The 18,610-nt window shown below is 67.9% G+C and carries 13 protein-coding genes; 6 read left to right on the top strand and 7 right to left on the bottom strand.

The genetic code is table 11. The features are described 5' to 3' along the window. Positions 1 to 16: 16 nt before the first annotated feature. The 4 genes from BLR24_RS01440 to BLR24_RS01425 are packed head-to-tail and all read left to right on the top strand — an operon-like array spanning position 17 to position 9,807. Positions 17 to 754, top strand: a complete 738-nt coding sequence (locus BLR24_RS01440) for a mechanosensitive ion channel family protein (RefSeq protein WP_093011550.1) — start codon at positions 17 to 19, stop codon at positions 752 to 754. A gap of 5 nt (positions 755 to 759) precedes the next feature. Continuing rightward, on the top strand, positions 760 to 2,922 hold the full coding sequence (gene glgX / locus BLR24_RS01435) for a glycogen debranching protein GlgX (protein WP_093011547.1): 2,163 nt from the start codon (positions 760 to 762) through the stop codon (positions 2,920 to 2,922). Continuing rightward, on the top strand, positions 2,919 to 4,760 hold the full coding sequence (treZ, locus tag BLR24_RS01430) for a malto-oligosyltrehalose trehalohydrolase (protein WP_093011544.1): 1,842 nt from the start codon (positions 2,919 to 2,921) through the stop codon (positions 4,758 to 4,760). The genes glgX and treZ overlap by 4 nt, the downstream gene beginning before the upstream one ends. Continuing rightward, complete coding sequence (locus BLR24_RS01425) at positions 4,753 to 9,807, top strand: malto-oligosyltrehalose synthase (protein WP_254787124.1); 5,055 nt, start codon at positions 4,753 to 4,755, stop codon at positions 9,805 to 9,807. The genes treZ and BLR24_RS01425 overlap by 8 nt, the downstream gene beginning before the upstream one ends. Before the next feature lie 42 nt (positions 9,808 to 9,849). Here the strand turns inward: BLR24_RS01425 and BLR24_RS01420 are convergent, their stop codons facing one another. The 3 genes from BLR24_RS01420 to BLR24_RS01410 form a co-directional block, all read right to left on the bottom strand. Beyond that, positions 9,850 to 10,188, bottom strand: a complete 339-nt coding sequence (locus BLR24_RS01420) for a PRC-barrel domain-containing protein (RefSeq protein ID WP_093011538.1) — start codon at positions 10,186 to 10,188, stop codon at positions 9,850 to 9,852. Positions 10,189 to 10,397: 209 nt separating this feature from the next. Beyond that, complete coding sequence (locus BLR24_RS01415) at positions 10,398 to 11,990, bottom strand: hypothetical protein (RefSeq protein ID WP_093011535.1); 1,593 nt, start codon at positions 11,988 to 11,990, stop codon at positions 10,398 to 10,400. Between the two features lie 88 nt (positions 11,991 to 12,078). Further along, entirely contained in the window at positions 12,079 to 12,531 is a 453-nt protein-coding gene (locus tag BLR24_RS01410; protein WP_093011532.1) for a helix-turn-helix domain-containing protein, read from the bottom strand. Between the two features lie 74 nt (positions 12,532 to 12,605). Here BLR24_RS01410 and BLR24_RS01405 point away from each other — a divergent pair, with 74 nt between their 5' ends. After that, complete coding sequence (locus BLR24_RS01405; protein WP_093011529.1) at positions 12,606 to 13,487, top strand: class I SAM-dependent methyltransferase; 882 nt, start codon at positions 12,606 to 12,608, stop codon at positions 13,485 to 13,487. A gap of 6 nt (positions 13,488 to 13,493) precedes the next feature. On the opposite strand, the gene BLR24_RS01400 is transcribed toward BLR24_RS01405, so the two are convergent. From BLR24_RS01400 to BLR24_RS01390, 3 genes are read right to left on the bottom strand one after another with little or no spacing between them, the layout of a single operon-like run. Next, a complete protein-coding gene (locus BLR24_RS01400) occupies positions 13,494 to 16,022 on the bottom strand; it encodes a cbb3-type cytochrome c oxidase subunit I (protein ID WP_093011526.1) in 2,529 nt (842 codons plus the stop codon). After that, complete coding sequence (locus tag BLR24_RS01395; protein ID WP_093012728.1) at positions 16,023 to 16,967, bottom strand: cytochrome c oxidase subunit II; 945 nt, start codon at positions 16,965 to 16,967, stop codon at positions 16,023 to 16,025. Between the two features lie 5 nt (positions 16,968 to 16,972). Further along, complete coding sequence (locus BLR24_RS01390) at positions 16,973 to 17,359, bottom strand: c-type cytochrome (RefSeq protein WP_093011522.1); 387 nt, start codon at positions 17,357 to 17,359, stop codon at positions 16,973 to 16,975. 87 nt (positions 17,360 to 17,446) lie between these two features. Between BLR24_RS01390 and BLR24_RS01385 the strand changes: the two genes are divergently transcribed. Further along, positions 17,447 to 18,304, top strand: coding sequence for a c-type cytochrome (locus tag BLR24_RS01385; protein ID WP_254787123.1), 858 nt, complete (start codon positions 17,447 to 17,449; stop codon positions 18,302 to 18,304). Positions 18,305 to 18,317: 13 nt separating this feature from the next. Here the strand turns inward: BLR24_RS01385 and BLR24_RS01380 are convergent, their stop codons facing one another. After that, a complete protein-coding gene (locus tag BLR24_RS01380; protein ID WP_093012725.1) occupies positions 18,318 to 18,581 on the bottom strand; it encodes a hypothetical protein in 264 nt (87 codons plus the stop codon). Positions 18,582 to 18,610: the final 29 nt, after the last annotated feature.

The following is an 18,610-nucleotide window of genomic DNA, read 5'->3' as shown; positions in this document are numbered from 1 at the left end:
CGCACCGGAGAGAAACATGGACAGATTTGGCATTCACCTGGAGCCGCTGAACGCAATGCTCTACCAGGTCGGAGCCTTCGTGCCCCGCCTGGCCATTGCGCTGGTCGTGGTGCTGGCCGGCTGGCTCATTGCCAAGACGGTGCGTTTTGCGGTCACCAAGGCGCTGCGCGCCATCAATTTCAACGTGCTGACCGAACGCGCCGGGCTGGACAACTTCCTGCGCCAGGGCGGATGGCCCGGTGATACCAGCAGCCTGTTCGGCGTGCTGGCCTACTGGCTGGTCATCTTGGCGGCGCTGCTGATAGCGTTCAACGGCCTCGGCCTGAGCTACATCGCCGACCTGCTCGGGCGCGTGGTGTGGTTCGTGCCGAATCTCTTCGTGGCCTTGCTGGTGCTGGCCTTCGGTTCGTACTTCGCCCGCTTCGTGGGAGAGGCGGTGTCGAGCTACTTTCGCGGCGCGCAGTTGCGCGATGCCGTGCTGCTGGGGCAGGTCGCGCGCTATGCGGTCATGGCCTTCGTGATCCTGATTGCGCTCGACCAGGTCAAGATCGGCGGCGACATCGTGCGCGAGAGCTTCCTGGTAGTGCTGGCCGGCGTGGTGTTTGCATTGGCGCTGGCCTTCGGCCTGGCGGGCAAGGACTGGGCGGCGGAGCAGATCGAGCGCTGGTGGCCGCGCCAGCCGAAGGACAACAGCTTGCCCAGGGACCACAGTCCGCCGAGGAGCAGCCCGCACGACGATCGCCCGCCGCGCTGAAATTCATGACACGCAGCCCACGCAACTCGATCACGGCCGTCTGGCCGGGGCGGCCGTATCCGCGCGGCGCCAACTGGGATGGGGAGGGCGTGAATTTCGCGCTTTTTTCCCAGCACGCACACGGCGTGGACCTGTGCCTCTTCGACGAGAAGGGCCGCCATGAACTCCAGCGCATCCCGATCCGGGAGCGCACCGACGGCGTATGGCACTGTTACCTGCCCGAGGCACGTCCGGGGCAGGCCTACGGCTACCGCGTGCATGGCCCCTACAAGCCGGAGGAGGGCCACCGCTTCAATGCGCACAAGCTGCTGGTCGACCCGTACGCCAAAGACCTCGTCGGCGAGCTGCGCTGGGGCGATGCGCTCTACGGCTACACGGTGGGCAGCAAGCGCGAAGACCTGTCGTTCGATCGCCGCGACAGCGCGCCGCTGGTGCCCAAGGGCCGCGTGCTGGAGCCCGCCTTCACCTGGGGCGACGACCATCGGCCGTCGGTGCCCTGGCAGGACATGGTGATCTATGAGCTGCACGTGCGCGGCTTCACCATGCGCCACCCCGATGTTCCGCCCGAGCTGCGCGGCACCTACGGCGGCCTGTGCTGCGCACCCGTGGTCGACTACCTGAAGCGCCTGGGCGTGACCACCATCGAGCTGCTGCCGGTGCACAGCTTCCTGAACGACCGGCACCTGGCCGAGAAGGGCCTGCAGAACTACTGGGGCTACAACTCGCTGGCCTACTTTGCCCCGGAGACGCGCTATAGCGCCTCGGGCAAGGTGAAGGAATTCAAGACCATGGTGAAGACGCTGCACTCGGCAGGCATCGAGGTGATTCTCGACGTGGTCTACAACCACACCTGCGAAGGCAACCAGCTCGGGCCCACGCTCTCGATGCGCGGCGTGGACAACGCCTCTTACTACATCGTCAATGCCGAGCGCCGCCGCTACTACGACGACTTCACGGGTTGCGGCAACACCGTCAACCTCGAGCATCCGCATGCCCTGCAGCTGGTGATGGATTCGCTGCGCTACTGGGCCGAGGAGATGCACGTCGACGGTTTTCGTTTCGACCTGGCCTCGGCGCTCGCGCGCGAAGCGGGCAAGGTCGAGAACCTGGGCGGCTTCTTCGACGCCATCCGGCAGGACCCGACGCTCAACCGCGTCAAGCTCATCGCCGAGCCCTGGGACCTGGGGCACGGCGGCTACCAGGTGGGCAACTTTCCGCTTGGCTGGGCCGAGTGGAACGACCGCTACCGCGACGGCATGCGCGGCTTCTGGAAGGGCGATGCGGGCGTGATCGGCGAGGTCGGCAAGCGGATCTCCGGCTCGGAAGACCTGTACGGCTGGTCGGGCAAGCGGCCCAACGCGAGCATCAACTTCATCACCGCGCACGATGGCTTCACGCTCAACGACCTGGTCTCCTACAACGAGAAGCACAACGAGGCCAACGGCGAAGACAACCGCGACGGAAGCAGCCACAACATCTCGTGGAACTGCGGCGTCGAAGGGCCCACCTCGGACCCAGAAATAGAGGGGTTGCGCGAGCGCCAGAAGCGCAACCTGCTGGCCACGCTGCTGCTGTCGCAGGGCGTGCCGATGCTGCTGGCCGGCGACGAGCGCGGCCACACGCAAAACGGCAACAACAACGCCTATTGTCAGGACAACGACATCAGCTGGATCGACTGGACGCCCACCCCGGAGCGGCAGGCGCTGATCACCTTCGTGGAGCGCACCATCGCGTTGCGGCGTGCCCATCCCTCGTTCCGGCGGCGCAGCTTCTTTGCCGGCAAGCCCTCCGAAGCCGAGACCGTGACCGACGTGGTCTGGCTCAAGCCCGACGGGGCCGAGATGCGCCCCGAAGACTGGAGCGACACCAACGCGCGGTGCATTGCGATGTACATGTCCGGCGGCGGCATTGCCGACCGCGGGCCGCGGGGCGAGTCGCAGCACGACGACGATTTTCTGGTGCTTTTCAACGCGCACCACGACGAGATTTCATTCACGCTGCCGGCCGCACGGTATGGCGCGTGGCGGTTGTTGCTTGACACCGCCAGCGGCACGCCACCACCTGCCACCGAGGACGTGGCCGCGCTCGCGCCGGCCTGGTCGGAGCCCGCCTATCCGCTGCAATGCCGTTCGCTCGTGGTGCTGAGCCGGCCGGACGTGCGGCCATGAGCCGTGTTCACGAGATGCCCTTCGGTGCCACGGTGCACGGCGGCGGGGTCGACTTTGCGCTTTGGGCGCCCTCGACCGGCAGCATCGTTCTGCTGCACACGCCCGCCGGCGCGGCGACCGCGTCGCACGCCATGCAGCGCAGCGCCGATGGCTGGCACCGCCTCACGCTCGCGGAGGCGCGCCATGGCGACAGCTACGCCTACCGGCTGCCCGACGGCACCACCATGCCCGACCCGGCTTCGCGCTTCAACCCACAAGACGTGCACAAGCCGAGCCAGGTGGTCGATCCGGGCCGCTTCGAATGGACCGACACGGCGTGGCACGGCCGCCCCTGGCACGAGGCCGTGGTGTATGAGCTGCACGTGGGCACATTCACCGAGGAAGGCACTTTCAAGGCCGCACGCGAGCGGCTCGGCGAACTGGCGGAGCTTGGCATCACCGCCGTCGAGCTCATGCCTCTCGCGGATTTTCCGGGTGCGCGCAACTGGGGCTACGACGGCGTGCTGCAGTTTGCACCCGATGCCAGCTACGGGACGCCGGACGACCTCAAGGCGCTGGTCGCCGCCGCGCATGCGCTGGGGCTCATGGTGTTGGTCGACGTGGTCTACAACCACTTCGGGCCGGAAGGCAACTACCTGCATGCGTGCTGCCCCGAATTCTTCAACGCAGCGGAGCGCACGCCCTGGGGCTCCGCCATCAACTTCGACGGTCCCGGCTCGCGCACCGTGCGCGACTTCTTCATCCACAACGCGCTGTACTGGGTGGAAGAGTTCCACCTCGACGGCCTGCGCATGGACGCGATCCACGCCATTCGCGATACGTCTCCCAAGCACATCGTGCAGGAGATCCGCGAGGCGCTGAACGCCGGCCCGGCGCGCGAGAGGCATGTGCACCTGGTACTGGAGAACGATGCCAACCAGGCCTCGATGCTCGCGCGCGATGGCAGCGGCCTGCCCATTGCCGGCACCGCGCAGTGGAACGACGACCTTCACCATGCCGTGCACACGCTGGCCACCGGTGAACGCGACGGCTACTACGCCGACTATGCCGACGACCCGCCGGCCGGATTTGCCCGTGCGCTGGCACAGGGCTTCATCTACCAGGGCCAGCCGTCGGAATTTCGCGGCGGCGAGCCGCGGGGCGAACCCAGCACGCAGCTGCCGCCTGCGGCCTTCGTGTCTTACCTGCAGACCCATGACCAGGTAGGCAACCGCGCGTTCGGCGAGCGCATTCATGCGCTGGGCGATCCGGTGCTGGTGCGCGCCGCATTCGCCTGCCTGCTCTTGTCGCCGCACGTGCCCATGTTCTTCATGGGCGACGAGTTCGCGGCGTCTTCGCCGTTCCTTTATTTTTGCGACTTCGGTCCCGAGCTTGCGTCGGCTGTGGCCGAGGGGCGCCGCGCGGAGTTCGGCGGCTTCGCGGCCTTTGCCGACAAGGCGGCCCGTGCGCGCATTCCCGATCCCAATGCCGAGGAGACTTTCCTTGCATCGAAGCTGCGGTGGCGCGAGCGCGGCACGCAGCCGCACTTCGCGCGCCTGTGCGAAGTGCAGAAATTGCTCGACGTGCGCCGGCGCCTCCTGGTGCCGCACTTCGCGAGCGCACGCCGCGCGGGAAGCCATCGCTCTGAGGAGGGCGTCATTCGAGTCGAGTGGGAGTTGGCTGGCAAGCGTCTTCATCTGATCGCCAACTTTGGCGCGCAGCAAGTTCTACAAGCTGAGGTGCTGCCCGGCGAAGTGATCTACAGCGCGGGTGCCGCAGCCGACGCGGAGGGCCTGCGGCTCGAGCGCGGCGCGGTGCGCGCGACGTTGGAGGAGATGGAGGGCAGCACTGGTGGCTGATCCGGGTCATTGGTCCCACGACGTGCTGGAGCGCCTGTGCTGGCACTACGGCATCTCGCCGACCTATGTCGATGCGTTCGGAACGCAGCGCCACGCCACGCCCGAGAGCCTGGCCGCGCTGCTGGCCGAGTTCGGCGTGGAGGCGGGCGCTGTTGAAACGGATGCAGCTGGCTCGTCGCCCGTGCCCGCGATGCCGCCTGTGCGGGTGGTGGAGGCGCACGCGCCGCACTGGTCGCTGCAGCTGCCGCATCTCTCCGGCAGGCTCCACTGGCGGTTGAGCGACGAGGAGGGGAATTCGCGCCAGGGCGAAGTGGAGGCACAGCCCTGGCCGCATGGCAGCTGCACGCTGCAGTTGGCGGAACCGCTCGCGCCTGGCTATCACTGGCTGCACATCGACGGCCTGGTGGGGCGGACCCTGGTCGTCGCTTCGCCCGGCCGCTGCTACCGGCCGCCTGCGGTGCGCGATGGCGGCCGCGTCTGGGGGCCGGCGGTGCAGCTGTACGCACTGCGTTCGCAGCGCAATTGGGGCATGGGCGATTTCGGCGACCTGGAGGCGTTGATCGACGGCATGGCCGGGCAGGGCGCCGACGTGGTCGGGCTGAATCCGCTGCATGCGCTGTTTCCGACCGATCCGCTGCGCGCCAGCCCCTACAGCCCGTCGTCGCGGCAGTGGCTCAACGTGCTGTACATCGACGTCGAGGCGGCCGATGATTTTGCCCACTGCGAGGCCGCGCGCCGGCGCGTGGAGTCGCCTGAGTTCCAGGGCCGCCTTGCGGCGCTGCGGGCTGCGCCGCTGGTCGACCATGCCGGCGTGGCGGCCGCAAAGTTCGAAGTGCTGGAGCTGCTGTTCGAGCACTTTCGCTCGCACCATCTGCCGCAGGCCGGTGCGCCCGACGAAAGGGGCAAGGCATTTCTCGCCTTCGTTTCGTCGCAAGGCGAGCCGCTTCGTCAGCACGCGCTTTTCGAAGCGCTGCAGGCCCACTTTGCCGCGGCCGATCCGCAGTGCTGGGGCTGGCTCGCATGGCCCGAAGCCTACCGCGAGGCCGATGCGCCCGAGGTGCGGGCCTTCGAGGCGCAGCACGCAGATCGCCTGCAATACCACCAGTACCTGCAGTGGGTCGCCGATAGTCAGTTGGCGCGCGCAGGCGAACGCTGCGCGGCGCTTGGCATGGGCATCGGGCTCTACCTGGACCTGGCCGTCTCCGCGGACCGCGGCGGATCGGACGCCTGGACCGCGCAGCATTGCTTCGCGGTCGGTGCCAGCATCGGCGCGCCGCCTGACGAGTTCAACCCCGCCGGGCAGAACTGGGGCCTGCCGCCGCTGCGCCCGGACCGGCTTCGCATCCATCACTACGAGCCCTTCGTGCAGATGCTGCGCGCCAACATGCGGCATGCGGGCGCGCTGCGCATCGACCACGTGATGGGGCTGATGCGCCTGTTCTGGATCCCGCCGGGCCGCACCGCGCACGATGGCGCGTACGTGCGCTACCCCGTCGAAGAAATGCTGGCCATCGTGGCGGTCGAGAGCCATCGCCATCGCTGCATGGTGGTGGGCGAAGACTTGGGCACGGTGGAAGACGCGATGCGCGAAGCGCTCGCGCGCGCCGATGTGCTGTCGTATCGCCTGCTGTACTTCGAGAAGCAGCATGACGGCGGATTCACCCCGCCCGAGACCTACCCGGCGGCCGCGCTCGTCGCCATCAGCACGCACGATCTGGCCACGTTGGCGGGGTGGTGGTCGGGCCATGACCTGCGGCTGCGCCTGGCGCTCGGGCTCTTTCCCGACCCGCGGCTGTTCGACGCGCAGCTGCTGGGCCGCGCGCAGGAGCGCATCCGCTTGCTCCTTGCGGTGCGCGAGGCGGGTCTGCTGTCGCAGGACGAAGCCGCGCAGGCCCTCGCGCATGCCACGCCTTCGCCGCGGGCCATGCAGGCTGTGCATGCCTATCTTGCCGCGGCGCCGTCGGCGCTGATGGTGTTTCAGCTCGAAGACGTGGCCGGCGAAGTGGAGCAGGCCAACATGCCCGGCACCACCGACACGCATCCCAACTGGCGGCGCAAGCTGGTGTCGACCGTGCACGAACTTGCGGCCGGCGATGCCATGCGGGGCCTGACCGAGCGCCTGCGTGCCGCACGGCCGCGCCGCAGCGCGGCTGCGGAACCGGCGCCGCTGCGGCTCCAGGCGCGCGTGCCGCGGGCCACCTACCGACTTCAGTTTCACAAGGGCTTTGGCTTCGACGACGCCATTCGCGTGCTGCCTTACCTGGCGCAGCTCGGCGTGAGCCACGTGTATTGCTCGCCGATCCAGCGGGCCCGTGCGGGAAGCACCCATGGGTACGACGTGGTGGCCCATGCCGAGATCAACCCCGAACTCGGTGGCGCCGAAGGCTTTGCGCGCTTCGTCGAGGCGCTGCAGGCGAACGGGCTGGGGCAGCTGCTCGACATGGTGCCCAACCACATGGGCGTGCTCGGCGCCGACAACGCATGGTGGATGGACGTGCTGGAGAACGGCCCGGCCTCGCTGTTCGCGCACCACTTCGACATCGACTGGCAGCCGCTCAACAAGGAGCTGGCCGGTAAGGTGCTGCTGCCGGTGCTTGGCGGCCACTACGGCGAGGTGCTTTCCAGCGGAGAGCTGGTGCTGCACTTCGAAGCAGCGGAGGGCAGCTTCGCGCTGCGCTACTTCGACCACCGGTTTCCGCTGGCGCCCGAAACCTATCCCGTGGTGCTGGCGCGCGCGCTGCCGCACCTGAAGGACCCGGCGCTGACCGCTCAACTAGCCAGCCTCTCGACCGCCTTCGGGCACTTGCCGGGCCGCCACGCGCAAACGCCTTCCGAATGCACGGAGCGCGTGCGCGACAAGGAACTGTTCAAGGCCCGCCTCGCGCACCTGGCCGAGGCGCATCCGTCGCTGGCGCGCGCCGTGCTTGCGTCGGTGGCCGAGCTCAACCTCGCATCGCAGGAGGCACGCGACGAGCTGCACAAGCTCATCGACGTGCAGGCCTATCGGCTCGCCTATTGGCGAGTGGCGGCCGACGAAATCAACTACCGGCGTTTCTTCGACATCAACGATCTGGCGGCAGTGCGCATGGAGCGCGAGGAGGTGTTCGAGGCCACGCAATCCTTCGCGCTCGATCTGGCGGCGTCCGGCGCGGTGGACGGCTTGCGCATCGACCATCCCGATGGCCTGTACGACCCCGCGCGCTACTTCAGGCAACTGCAGGAAGGGTATGCGCGCCGCGCGGGCATTGTGCTGCCGGTCACCATGGGGCCGGACGGCCGGCCGCCGCGCCCACTGTACGTCGTCGCCGAGAAGATCGCCGCCTCGGAAGAAGAAGTGCCCGTTGAATGGCACGTGCACGGCACCACCGGCTACCGCTTTGCCAACGTGGCCAACGGCGTGCTGGTCGACACCACCGCGGCCGAGGCCTTGCGCAAGACCTGGCATCAGTTCACGGGCGAGACGCAGGACTTCGAATCCGTGGCCCGGTCGAGCAAGCGCGAGGTCATGCGCAATGCGCTGTCGTCGGAACTGAACGTGCTCTCCACCGAGCTGCTCAGGATTGCGCGGGCCGACCGCAGCACGCGCGACTACACGCTCAACGCGTTGCGCCGCGCGCTCACGGGCGTGGCGGCATGCATGCCCGTGTACCGCACTTACATCGTCGAGGCGCCGTCCGCGCAAGATGCGCATTTCATCGACGCCGCCACCGAGTCGGCCGAGCAGCAGAGCCGCGATGCCGACCGCTCCGTCTTCGCCTTTGTGCGGCGCGCGCTGCGCGGCGAGGCGGCCGAGCATGCGACACCCGCGCTGGCCGAACGCGTGCGGCGCTTCGCGATGCGCTTTCAGCAGTTCAGCGCGCCGGTCGCGGCCAAGGGCGTGGAGGACACATCCTTCTATCGCTACTTTCCGCTCAGCTCGCTCAACGAAGTGGGCGGCGAGCCCGACCATTTCGGCTTCGACGTGCCCGAGTTCCACCTGCTCAGCGCCGACCGTGCGCAGCACTGGCCGCACACCATGCTCGCGACCTCGACGCACGACAACAAGCGCTCGGAAGACGTGCGCAACCGCATCGGCGTGCTCTCCGAAATACCTGGCGATTGGCGCGATGCGCTGGAGCGCTGGCATGCGTTCTGCCGTGGCGGGGAAGAGGCCGCTGCACCTTCGCGCGCTGACGAATACCTGCTCTACCAAACCCTGCTGGGCACCTTGCCGTTTGGCGGCCTCGATGCGGCCGCAGTGCCGGCGTACGCCGCGCGCATCTGGCAGTACATGCAGAAGGCCGCGCGCGAAGCCAAGCTCCATACGCGCTGGACCCAGCCCGATCCGCACTACGAAGCCGCGCTCGAAGACCTGGTGAAGAGAATTCTCTCGGACCGTTCAGCGGATGCATGCCTTGCGGACATCCAGCGCATGGCCGATCGCCTGTCGTGGTTCGGCGCATGGAACGGCCTGACGCTCACGCTGCTGAAGTACGCCTCGCCCGGCGTGCCCGACCTGTACCAAGGCAGCGAACTCATCGACCTGAGCCTGGTCGACCCGGACAACCGGCGGCCGGTGGACTATGAACTGCGCAGCCGGCGTCTTGACCAACTTCAAGCGATGGCCGCCGAGCCCGATCTCCCCGCGCGAGTGCAGGCGCTCGCCGCAGTGCCGCATGACGGCGGCGCGAAGCTGTGGTTCATCTGGCGGATGCTGTCGATGCGGCGCGAGAACGCTGAGCTTTTCCGCGAGGGCGGGTATGAAGGGCTGGCCGTCGAAGGGCCGCTGGCGCGGCATGTGGTGGCCTTTGCGCGGAGGCACGAAGGGCGGTCGCTGGTGGTGATGGCGGGGCGGTTGTTTGCGGGCATTGCGCACGAGGCAGAAGGCAACGCGCCGATGCTTCCCGATGCGATCGCTTGGCGGGGGACCAAGGTGGTGCTGCCCGAGGGGTTCGGAGGTGCGGAGTTGGAGAACGTGCTGACTGGAGAAACGCTCTCGATCAATAGGAATGTCGTTCCGCTTGACGAGGCGTTCCGCCGGATGCCTTGGGGTGCTTTCAAGATTTGAGCGATGGGCCGCGGCACCCTTAAACCCGCGGCCCACACCCTCCTAAAGCCCGTAATACTTGTCGATGGTCCCGCTGTACCTGTCGTCGTAGTCCGGCACCTGGTCGCTCGCATAGCGCGGTGCACCTTCGATCTGTGCCTTGTCCAACGGCACCACATAGCCATCTTGCGAAGTGTCGTACTTCAGCATGGACCACGGGATCGGGTAGCGGTCTGTGCCCATGCCGAGGAAGCCGCCGAACTCCATCACGGCGTAACGGACCTGGCCCGAGATCTTGTCGATCATGAGATCGTCGATGCTGCCGAGTTTGTCTCCCGCCGCGTTGTAGACGGATGTTCCCTCGACACGTTCTGAAGAAATAACTGGATTGGCGCTTGCCATGGAAGTAAGTCTCCGGCCGCCATTTCTGGGGAATGACGGCGTTGGTTGCAATGCCCAGACATGCAACTTTCGGTCTGGAAAATTCCCGCCGCATCGGCCAAAAGATCGTCGTCTTGTAGGAGGCTGTCTGGCCCCCAGGGGCAGAACTCCGAGCGGGCTTTTTCGGCCCGCTGCCGCTGCTGCGTATGTACCTTGCCGACAGGTTGGCGTCAAAGCAAGACGAGCAACACCAAACATGCAGTGGACAGGCCCACTTCCAACATTTCCTTGCCCGACATGCTGCGCAGCCGCCGTGCGGTCAGGGTCACCAGCGGCAGCAGAAGGGCGAGGCCGATCCAGCGGTCCAGCGGCACGAGGCAGATGCGTGCGAGTGCCCACAGCCAGGTGCAGTGGGCGAGAAAGACCCAGAACTCTGCGCGGCTGGTCGTGGAAGTCAGGTCTAGCGCATTGCGCCAGCCTTTGGCCACGGCGTCCCACCAGTCGATCTGCTCTTTGTCCAGCAGCTTTTGCAGACCGTGCAGCGCCAGCACGCACAGCAGAATGGGCCCGAAGTAGACACTCCACAAGGCGATGCCGGTGTACAGCGGATGGCCGTAGCCGGTGCCACCACCGCCCAGGCTCGTGGCGGCCAGCACCGTAAGGCCTGTGCCGGCCAGCAGCGTGCCCGCCGCCACGGCGAACTTCGGGATGCCCACGCGCAGCAGGCCGCGCCCGCCGGCAAACAAGGCAAGCGCGAGCACGGTGGCGGCCAGGAAGTACTTCAGCGCCGCAGCAGACGACTTCCAGCCCTGGTGTGGCCGCGCGGCCCAACGGCTCGACACGGGCGGCTCCAGCGGGAGGGCGACGGGCGCCCATTGCCGCGCAGGCTCGTGGCGCGCCGTCAACAGCCGCCGGCCCCAGTCTTCGGCTTGCGGCGCGAGTTCCGTCAGCGCCAGTTCCAGGTGATACAGGCGCCGTGCGTTGTCCAGATCGTGCGGCACCAGAAGCGGCTTTGTTGCGGTGGCACCGGCCGCCATGAGCGCTGGTAATTGCTCGCGCCAATGCAGGGGAGCGGGCTGCGCCTCGCACGCCAATGGCCCGGACGCTTCGCCGGGCTGCACCATGGTCACCGCATTGGCCTGCATGACGCTCAGGTTGTGTTCCGGGCGATCCCAGGCGCAGGCGAAGGCGAGGCCGCCGAGTCCGGTGCCGGGCGCACCGCCCAGAACGATGTCGGGCCGAAAAACGGGAAGCGGCTGCGTGGAGGTGTTGGCCAGGCGCAGCGCCAGCATCAGGCGGACTCTGCCATCGGCGGCCGGCGCAGCCCACAGGCCGGGCGCGATGGGCTGCATGTCGCGTCTCTCGATCGCGAAGAAGGGCGTGCGCGCGGCGCCGGTCTCCCACCGCGGGGCCAGCCCCTGGTTGAGCGCGCCTTGCCAGGCGGCGCGAAAGGGGGTATCGAGCACGTCGCTTCGCGCGTGGCCGCGCGCAATCGCGGCGGCCACGGTGTCTTTCGGGGCGGATGCCATGCCGGGCAGCTGGCGCTTCAAGGACTCCCACACGCCGGGCCGGGGCGCGGGGGTAGCGGCCGGGCCGGTGATCTGGGCCACATACGCATGCAGGAGTTCGCGGCGCAAGTCCTCCACCTCGGCAGCGGGCGCGTCGGCGCTGCGCAACATGCGAATGAGGAAGAAGGCCTGGGCTGCGTTGCCGCCCACCGTCGTTTCGCGCAGGGCGGCGGTGAATTCGGTGGGCCCCGACGCAAGGGCCAAGGCCGGCAGGCAGAGCAAGACACAGAGGATGCGGCGCAGGTAGTGCGTCATGGGCGATGCAGGGGCCGATGGCGGAGTTCAGGGCGAGCGGATCATAGTGTTGATCCGGGCGCGCGGCTCCTGTGTCGCCGCCGGGCATTCAAGAAGGAACGCCTGGTCGCTTGCCTTTCTTTCCTTGCGCCTTGATGGCTCCAGACGCAGCCGCCTTCAGGATGCGGCGGAACGTCGGGCATTCCATGTGGCTGGGAGCCGGGCAGGCGGCGGCATGCCGCAGGCCGTCGCGCATGGCGCCCAGTTTGCGGATCGTGCGGTCCAGTTCGTCCGCCTTGGATGCGAGCATCTGCCGGTCGATGCGCGGCTTGCCTTCCGGCGCGAACATGAGTGCAATCTCATCGAGGGAGAAGCCCGCGGCGCGCCCGACGGCGATCAGCGCCAGCCGTTCCAGCACGCCGGGGTCGAACAGGCGGCGCAGGCCGCGCCGGCCGGTGGAGGCGATGAGCCCCTTTTCTTCGTAGAACCGCAACGTCGATGCGGGAACGCCGGATCGCTGCGCCACTTCGGCAATGTCCAGATGTGTCGTTGTTGTCGTCACCTCTTGACCTCAAGTCGACTTGAAGTTGCACAGTCTAGCTTCCGCCTCTCAAGGCCAGCCAAGGAGAAACGATCATGGACATCACGCAACAGCAACAGCAACAGCAACAGCAAAAGGAAACCGAACAGGCAGCGCTCTGGAATGGCCGCGCCGGTCATGCCTGGGTCGATGCGCAAGAGTTGCTCGACGCGATATTGCAGCCGTTCGAAGACCGGCTTGTCGACGAGGTGCGCGCCGGGTCGGCGCATCAGGTGCTCGACGTGGGCTGCGGCACGGGCGCAACCACGCTGGCGGTCGCGCGGCTGTTGGCCGGCACGCAAGGCAGTTGCATCGGCGTCGACATCTCGCAGCCGATGACCGCCGCCGCACGGGCACGCGCGCAGCAAGAGGGCGTGCCGGCAAGCTTCATCTGCGCCGACGCGCAGCGCCACGCCTTCGAACCCGCAAGCTTCGACATGATCATTTCGCGCTTCGGCGTCATGTTCTTCGACAGCCCGGTGCGGGCCTTTGCAAACCTACGGCATGCCGCGCGGGGCGGCGCGGCGCTTCGGGCCCTCGCCTGGCGCAGCCCCGCGGAAAATCCGTTCATGACGACGGCCGAGCGGGCTGCCGCGCCGCTGCTGCCGAACATGCCGGCCCGCCAGCCGGATGCGCCGGGGCAGTTTGCCCTCGCCGACCCGCGTCGGGTGCGTTCCATCCTGGAAGAGAGCGGCTGGACCGGCATCGACATCCAGCCCGTGGATGTCGACTGCACGATGCCCGAGAAGGATCTGCGAGGCTATTTCACACGGCTCGGCCCGTTGGGCCTGATGCTTCAGGAGCAGGTGGCGGACGAGCGCACGCGCGCGCAGGTCATCGACACGGTGCGCGCCGCGTTCGACCCGTATGTGCACGGCAGCGAAGTTCGCTTCACGGCGGCCTGCTGGATGATCGGCGCCCAGGCAGCTTCCGCGTAGTGGCGCCTAACCCAGTAGCCGCGGCACCAGTTGCACCGTGAGCGCCGCCAGGATCCCTTGCGCGGTCACGCAGTGCCACATCAGCCCGGTGTTGTCGATCGTTGCGCGGGCTGCGGGCTGCAGCCGGCCGGACCACGAGCGCACCAGCACGTAGCCACCCATCAGCAGCAGCACGGCGATGTGGAACGCCTGGTAGCCCAGCAGCATGCCGACCGATGCGCTCCAGCCTTGCGCGCGCGGGTCGAGCCCGGCCAGCAGATGGCCGCCGATGTCGAGCGCTGCCGAGGCGGCTGCAAAGGCCATGGCCAGCGCCATGAGCAGGCGCAGCAAGCGCTGCCGGCGCGCATTGTCCGTGCGCAGTGCGTGCGTGGCCAGCACCATGGCGGCGGAGCCCGCCGCGAGCAGCAGCGCCGCGCCCAGCGGCCAGCGCGCAGCCGGCAGCGTGGCGCCGGGCGGTGGGCACACGTCGCTCGCCATGGCAAGGTGCACGTGGGTGTACAGCAGCGACACGAAGATCGTCATGTCCACCGCAATCAACACGATCATGGCCCACCATGAATGCGATGCCCGGCCCTGCGCGCCGACCGGCAGGCGCAGGCCATGGCCCACGTCGACCACGGCGGCCGGCGGCGGACGGTCGGAATCCCAGAGCCAGCGCAGGATGCACGCCACCGCGATCACGCCGCATGCAAAGGCCGGCAGGGTGTGAGAGACGGTGAGAAGAAGAAAGAAGCCCGCCGTTCCCGCGGCTGCCGCCAACGGCCACCAACTGTCCGTCGGCAGGCGCAGCAGGTGCATCGGGCGGGCATCGCGCCAGCTGGTCACCAGCGTTTCGCGGCCGCCGAACACCGTGCCCGGCAGCCAGTGCCGGCCGGCATCGACCGCCTGCGGCAAGCCGGGTTGCCGCCATAGCGGGTAGCGCGAATCCACCTGCGGGATGCTGCGCGCGCCGTATTCGCGCGACGGCAGCCATTCGAGCGTGCCCGCGCGCCACGGGTCGCCGTGGTCGCGCGAGGGCTGGCGCAGCGTGCGAAACGCATCGACCAAGAAGAGCAGCACGCCAGCCGCCAGGGTGTAGGCGCCGACGGTCGACAGCATGTTGAGCGTGTTCCAGCCCAGGTCGCCGCCATAGGTGTACACGCGCCTCGGCATGCCGAGCATGCCGGCAAGGTGCATGGGGAAGAACGCAAGGTTGAAGCCGCCGAACATGAGCCCGAACACCCAGCGGCCCCAGCGCTCCGAAAGGCAGTGTCCGTTGAAGAGCGGGGCCCAGTAGTAGAACCCCGCGAACACCGGAAACACCATGCCGCCGATGAGCACGTAGTGCAGGTGCGCGACGATGAAGTAACTGTCGTGCGCCTGCCAGTCGAACGGCAACACCGCCACCATCACGCCGGTGAGGCCGCCCAGCACGAAGATGAAGTGAAAGCCGAGCAGGAACAGCGTCGGCGCATTGAGCACGACGCGCCCGCGCCACAAGGTGGCGATCCATGCGAATACCTGCACGCCGCTGGGAATGGCCACGATGAAGCTCGCGGCCGACACCACCAGCAATGAGAGGTTGCCCAGGCCGGCGGTGAACATGTGGTGCGCCCATAGCGCGAAGCTCACCGCGCCCACGCCGATGAGCGCCAGCACCACCGCGCGGTGGCCCACCAGCGGCGTGCCCGCGAGTGTGGCCACCATCATCGACACCATGCCGGCCGCGGGCAGGAAGATGATGTAGACCTCCGGGTGGCCGAAGAACCAGAACAGGTGCTGCCACAGCAGCGGGTCGCCGCCGCGTGCGGGAATGAAAAACGGCCAGTCGAACGCGCGCTCCAGCTCCAGCAGCATGGTGGCGGCAATCACGGCCGGGAACGCGATGGCAATCATCATCGCGGTCACCAGCATGGCCCAGGCGAAGATGGGCATGCGCGCGAGCGTCATGCCGGGCGCGCGCGTGAAGAGAATGCCCACGATCAGCTCGATGGCGCCGGCAATGGCCGAGATCTCGATGAACCCGATGCCCAGCAGCCACCAGTCGGCACCGCGCCCGGGCGAAAACTCCTTGCTGGTGAGTGGCGGATACATGAACCAGCCGCCATCGGGCGATACGCCGAAGAAGATGGTGCAGAAAAAAGCGATTCCGCCGATGGCATAGGCCCAGAACGCGTAGGCCGAAAGCAGCGGAAACGGCAGGTCGCGCGCGCCGATCATGCCCGGCAGCAAATAGATGGCCACCGCTTCGACGATGGGAACCGCAAACAAGAACATCATCACGGTGCCGTGCATCGTGAAGAGCTGGTTGTAGGTGCGTGCGTCGATCAGGCCGTTGTCGGGCACGGCGAGCTGCGTGCGCATCATCAGCGCCAGGATGCCCGCCAGCACGAAGAAGAGCATCGCCGTCCCGATGTAGAAAACCCCGATGCGCGTGTTGTTCACTGCCGAGAACTGCCGCCAGCCGGTGGGCGGGCGCCATGCACGCTCGAGCGCCTCGCGTTCGCCGGCGGGGCGCGGCGGCGGGTTCGAGACGTGGTCGAGGGCTTGCGTCATCTACTTCAGTTGCGTGAGCCAGGCGGCGATCGATTGCAGGTCTGCGTCCGCGATGCGTTCGCCCGACGAAGGCATGCGCGTGCCGGGCTTCATCTGCTGCGTGTGGGCTACCCATGCCGCGAGTTGCGCGGGCTCGTTGGGCACAGTGCCGGCGCCCAGGTGCAGCCGGCTTCCGACGTGGGTGAGGTCGGGCCCGAGGCGGCTTTCTTCGCTCACGCCGCGCACCGTGTGGCAGGCGTTGCAGCGGTGCGCCAGAAAGGCCTCGCGGCCACGCTCGATCTCGGGCGATGCCACCGATGCAACGGCGGGCCTCGCCACTGCCGCAAGCCAGGCATCGAATGCGGCTGGCGCTTCGGCCACAACGTGCAGCGCCATGCGCGCATGCTGCTCGCCGCAATACTCGGCGCACTGTCCGCGCCATGTGCCGGGCTGATCGGCCTGCAGTTGCAGGTGCTGCACGCGGCCGGGCAGCATGTCCATCTTGCCGCCGAGCGACGGCACCCAGAAGCTGTGGATCACGTCCGCGCTGCCAAGGCCGAAGTACACGGGCCGCCCAACCGGAATGCGGATCTCATTGGCCGTGACCACCTCGGCCCCGGTGGCGGGGTCGCGGTAGCGCACCTCCCACCACCACATGTGGCCCGTGATCCCGACGATCAGCGCGTTCGGCGGCGGAACGGGCTTCCACGGCGGCCGGTGCCATTCGCTGTAGGCGAAGAGCGCCGCAAGCACCACCGCCGGAAACACGAGGCCGCCGCCAATGATCCACCAGCGGGTGTCGACAGCACCGCCGCTGCGGCGGCGAACGGCAAGGGCGAGCAGCACCATCACCGCGGCGAAGATCAGCGTCCCGCCCACGGCCAGCACGCCGCTCACTTCGAGCAGCGTTTCCGCGACGGGGCCCGCGGCCCGCAGGGCAGATTGGGGCGGCCCCGCGGCAGTCATCGCCGTCATTCGAGGGCGAGCAGGAAGGCCGCGATGTCGCGCGCATCCTCAGGCGACACGCCCATGGCCGGCATGGTGGTGCCGGGCACCAGTGCGGCGGGCGCCACGATCCAGCGCGCGAGGTGCTCGGGCCCGTTGGGCACGTGCCCGGCAATGTAGCTGCGGCGCCCGAAGGCCGCGAGCGTGGGGCCCGTGCGCCCGCGCGCGGCCTGCACATCGGGAATGGTGTGGCAGCTGCCGCACTGGTACTGGGCCAGCAGAAGCCGGCCGCGTTCGCGCTGGGCGGAGGGGGCGCGAAGGTGTTGTTCGTCCGGCGTGCAGCCGCCCGCGAGCACCGCCAGCGCCAGCAAAGCGAACGGGCAGACAGCGCGGTACGACGAGACGGCCACCATGCCGCGATTCTGCGGACCGGAACGCGGCTTGCGCCGACACGGCAGCGCCGGTGCGCGTCGGACAATGCCGCCAATTGATTGCTGCCGATGGGTGCGCCGAAGACCGTTCTTCTCACCGTTGCCGCGCTGGGCCTTGCAGGCGCGGCGGCGGGCGCGCTGGTGGTGTATGGCGGCTTGTACAACGTGGCCGCAACGGAGCAGCACACGCAGCCGGTCCATTCGCTGCTCGAAACGGCCATGCACCAATCGGTGAAGCTGCGCGCCCGCAACATCGAGACGCCGCGGCTCGACGACGAGCAACTCGTGCTGCGCGGCGCGGCGTGCTTTCGCGACAAATGCGTGCAATGCCACGGCGCACCGGGCGTGGCCCAGGGTGACATCGGAAAGAGCATGCAACCCCTGCCGGGCCCGCTGGTGGATGCGCGCCACCACTGGAAACCGCGCGAGCTGTACTGGATCACCCGGCACGGCATCAAGATGAGCGGCATGCCGGCGTGGGAGTTCAGGATGTCCGACGAAGAGCTGTGGTCAGTGGTAGCGTTCCTCGCGCGCCTGCCCGATCTCACGCCGCAGCAATATGCGCAAGCGACGCGCGTGGAACCGACGGGTGCAGCGGGTGCGCCGGCCGCATGCGGGGCCGCACCCGGGGCGGCGCCGGTGCACGCAGGCGATGTTCGGCGCGGCGCGCAGGCGCTTTTTCAATACGCGTGCAATGCCTGCCACACGATTCCGGGCGTCACGAGTTCGTCCCCCAACGTGGGACCGCCGCTCGCCGGCATCGGTGGCCGCTCGCTCATCGCGGGAAAACTCGCCAACACGCCGGACAACATGGTGCGCTGGCTGCGACATACGCATGAGGTGGACCGCCTCACGGCAATGCCGGAAATGGGCGTGACGGAGCAAGACGCACGCGACATCGCCGCGTACCTTGCGACACTGCGGTAGTGCTACTACATCGCTAGTATTTGGCGGCGGTGCGCTCGTCGTCGACCGTGGCAATCCGCAGCCGAGCCCGCTCGTGCCTGATGACGAGCTCAGCGCATCGCTGCTGCAAGGATGCGTCCGCCGGAGGCCGATCGCTGCAGTCCACGAGAAGCTGCGATTCTTCGAAGTCCAGGCCGTGAAGAACCTCCTGGCCGTGCGAATTGAGGGCCAGGAGGTTTTCCGCCGACAGGTGGGCGCGCAGGGCTTCCGAAATGGCGAGCGTCTGCAATCGCTTCACCGTTTCGTCTTTGGAGCGTCGGTTCTTCC

It is taken from the genome of Variovorax sp. OV700, from assembly GCF_900099805.1.
GTDB lineage: Bacteria > Pseudomonadota > Gammaproteobacteria > Burkholderiales > Burkholderiaceae_C > Variovorax.
The sequence above is the reverse complement of the archived record's forward strand: the minus strand, read 5'-3'. Positions and strand labels throughout refer to the sequence as shown.

Bases quoted from the DNA above. Each gene is read 5' to 3' on its own strand.
- BLR24_RS01405 (WP_093011529.1), top strand. From the start codon at position 12,606: ATGGACATCACGCAACAGCAACAGCAACAGCAACAGCAAAAGGAAACC.
- BLR24_RS01385 (WP_254787123.1), top strand. From the start codon at position 17,447: ATGGGTGCGCCGAAGACCGTTCTTCTCACCGTTGCCGCGCTGGGCCTT.
- BLR24_RS01420 (WP_093011538.1), bottom strand. From the start codon at position 10,188: ATGGCAAGCGCCAATCCAGTTATTTCTTCAGAACGTGTCGAGGGAACA.
- treZ (WP_093011544.1), top strand. From the start codon at position 2,919: ATGAGCCGTGTTCACGAGATGCCCTTCGGTGCCACGGTGCACGGCGGC.
- BLR24_RS01390 (WP_093011522.1), bottom strand. From the start codon at position 17,359: ATGGTGGCCGTCTCGTCGTACCGCGCTGTCTGCCCGTTCGCTTTGCTG.
- BLR24_RS01395 (WP_093012728.1), bottom strand. From the start codon at position 16,967: ATGACTGCCGCGGGGCCGCCCCAATCTGCCCTGCGGGCCGCGGGCCCC.
- BLR24_RS01415 (WP_093011535.1), bottom strand. From the start codon at position 11,990: ATGACGCACTACCTGCGCCGCATCCTCTGTGTCTTGCTCTGCCTGCCG.
- BLR24_RS01400 (WP_093011526.1), bottom strand. From the start codon at position 16,022: ATGACGCAAGCCCTCGACCACGTCTCGAACCCGCCGCCGCGCCCCGCC.
- BLR24_RS01440 (WP_093011550.1), top strand. From the start codon at position 17: ATGGACAGATTTGGCATTCACCTGGAGCCGCTGAACGCAATGCTCTAC.
- glgX (WP_093011547.1), top strand. From the start codon at position 760: ATGACACGCAGCCCACGCAACTCGATCACGGCCGTCTGGCCGGGGCGG.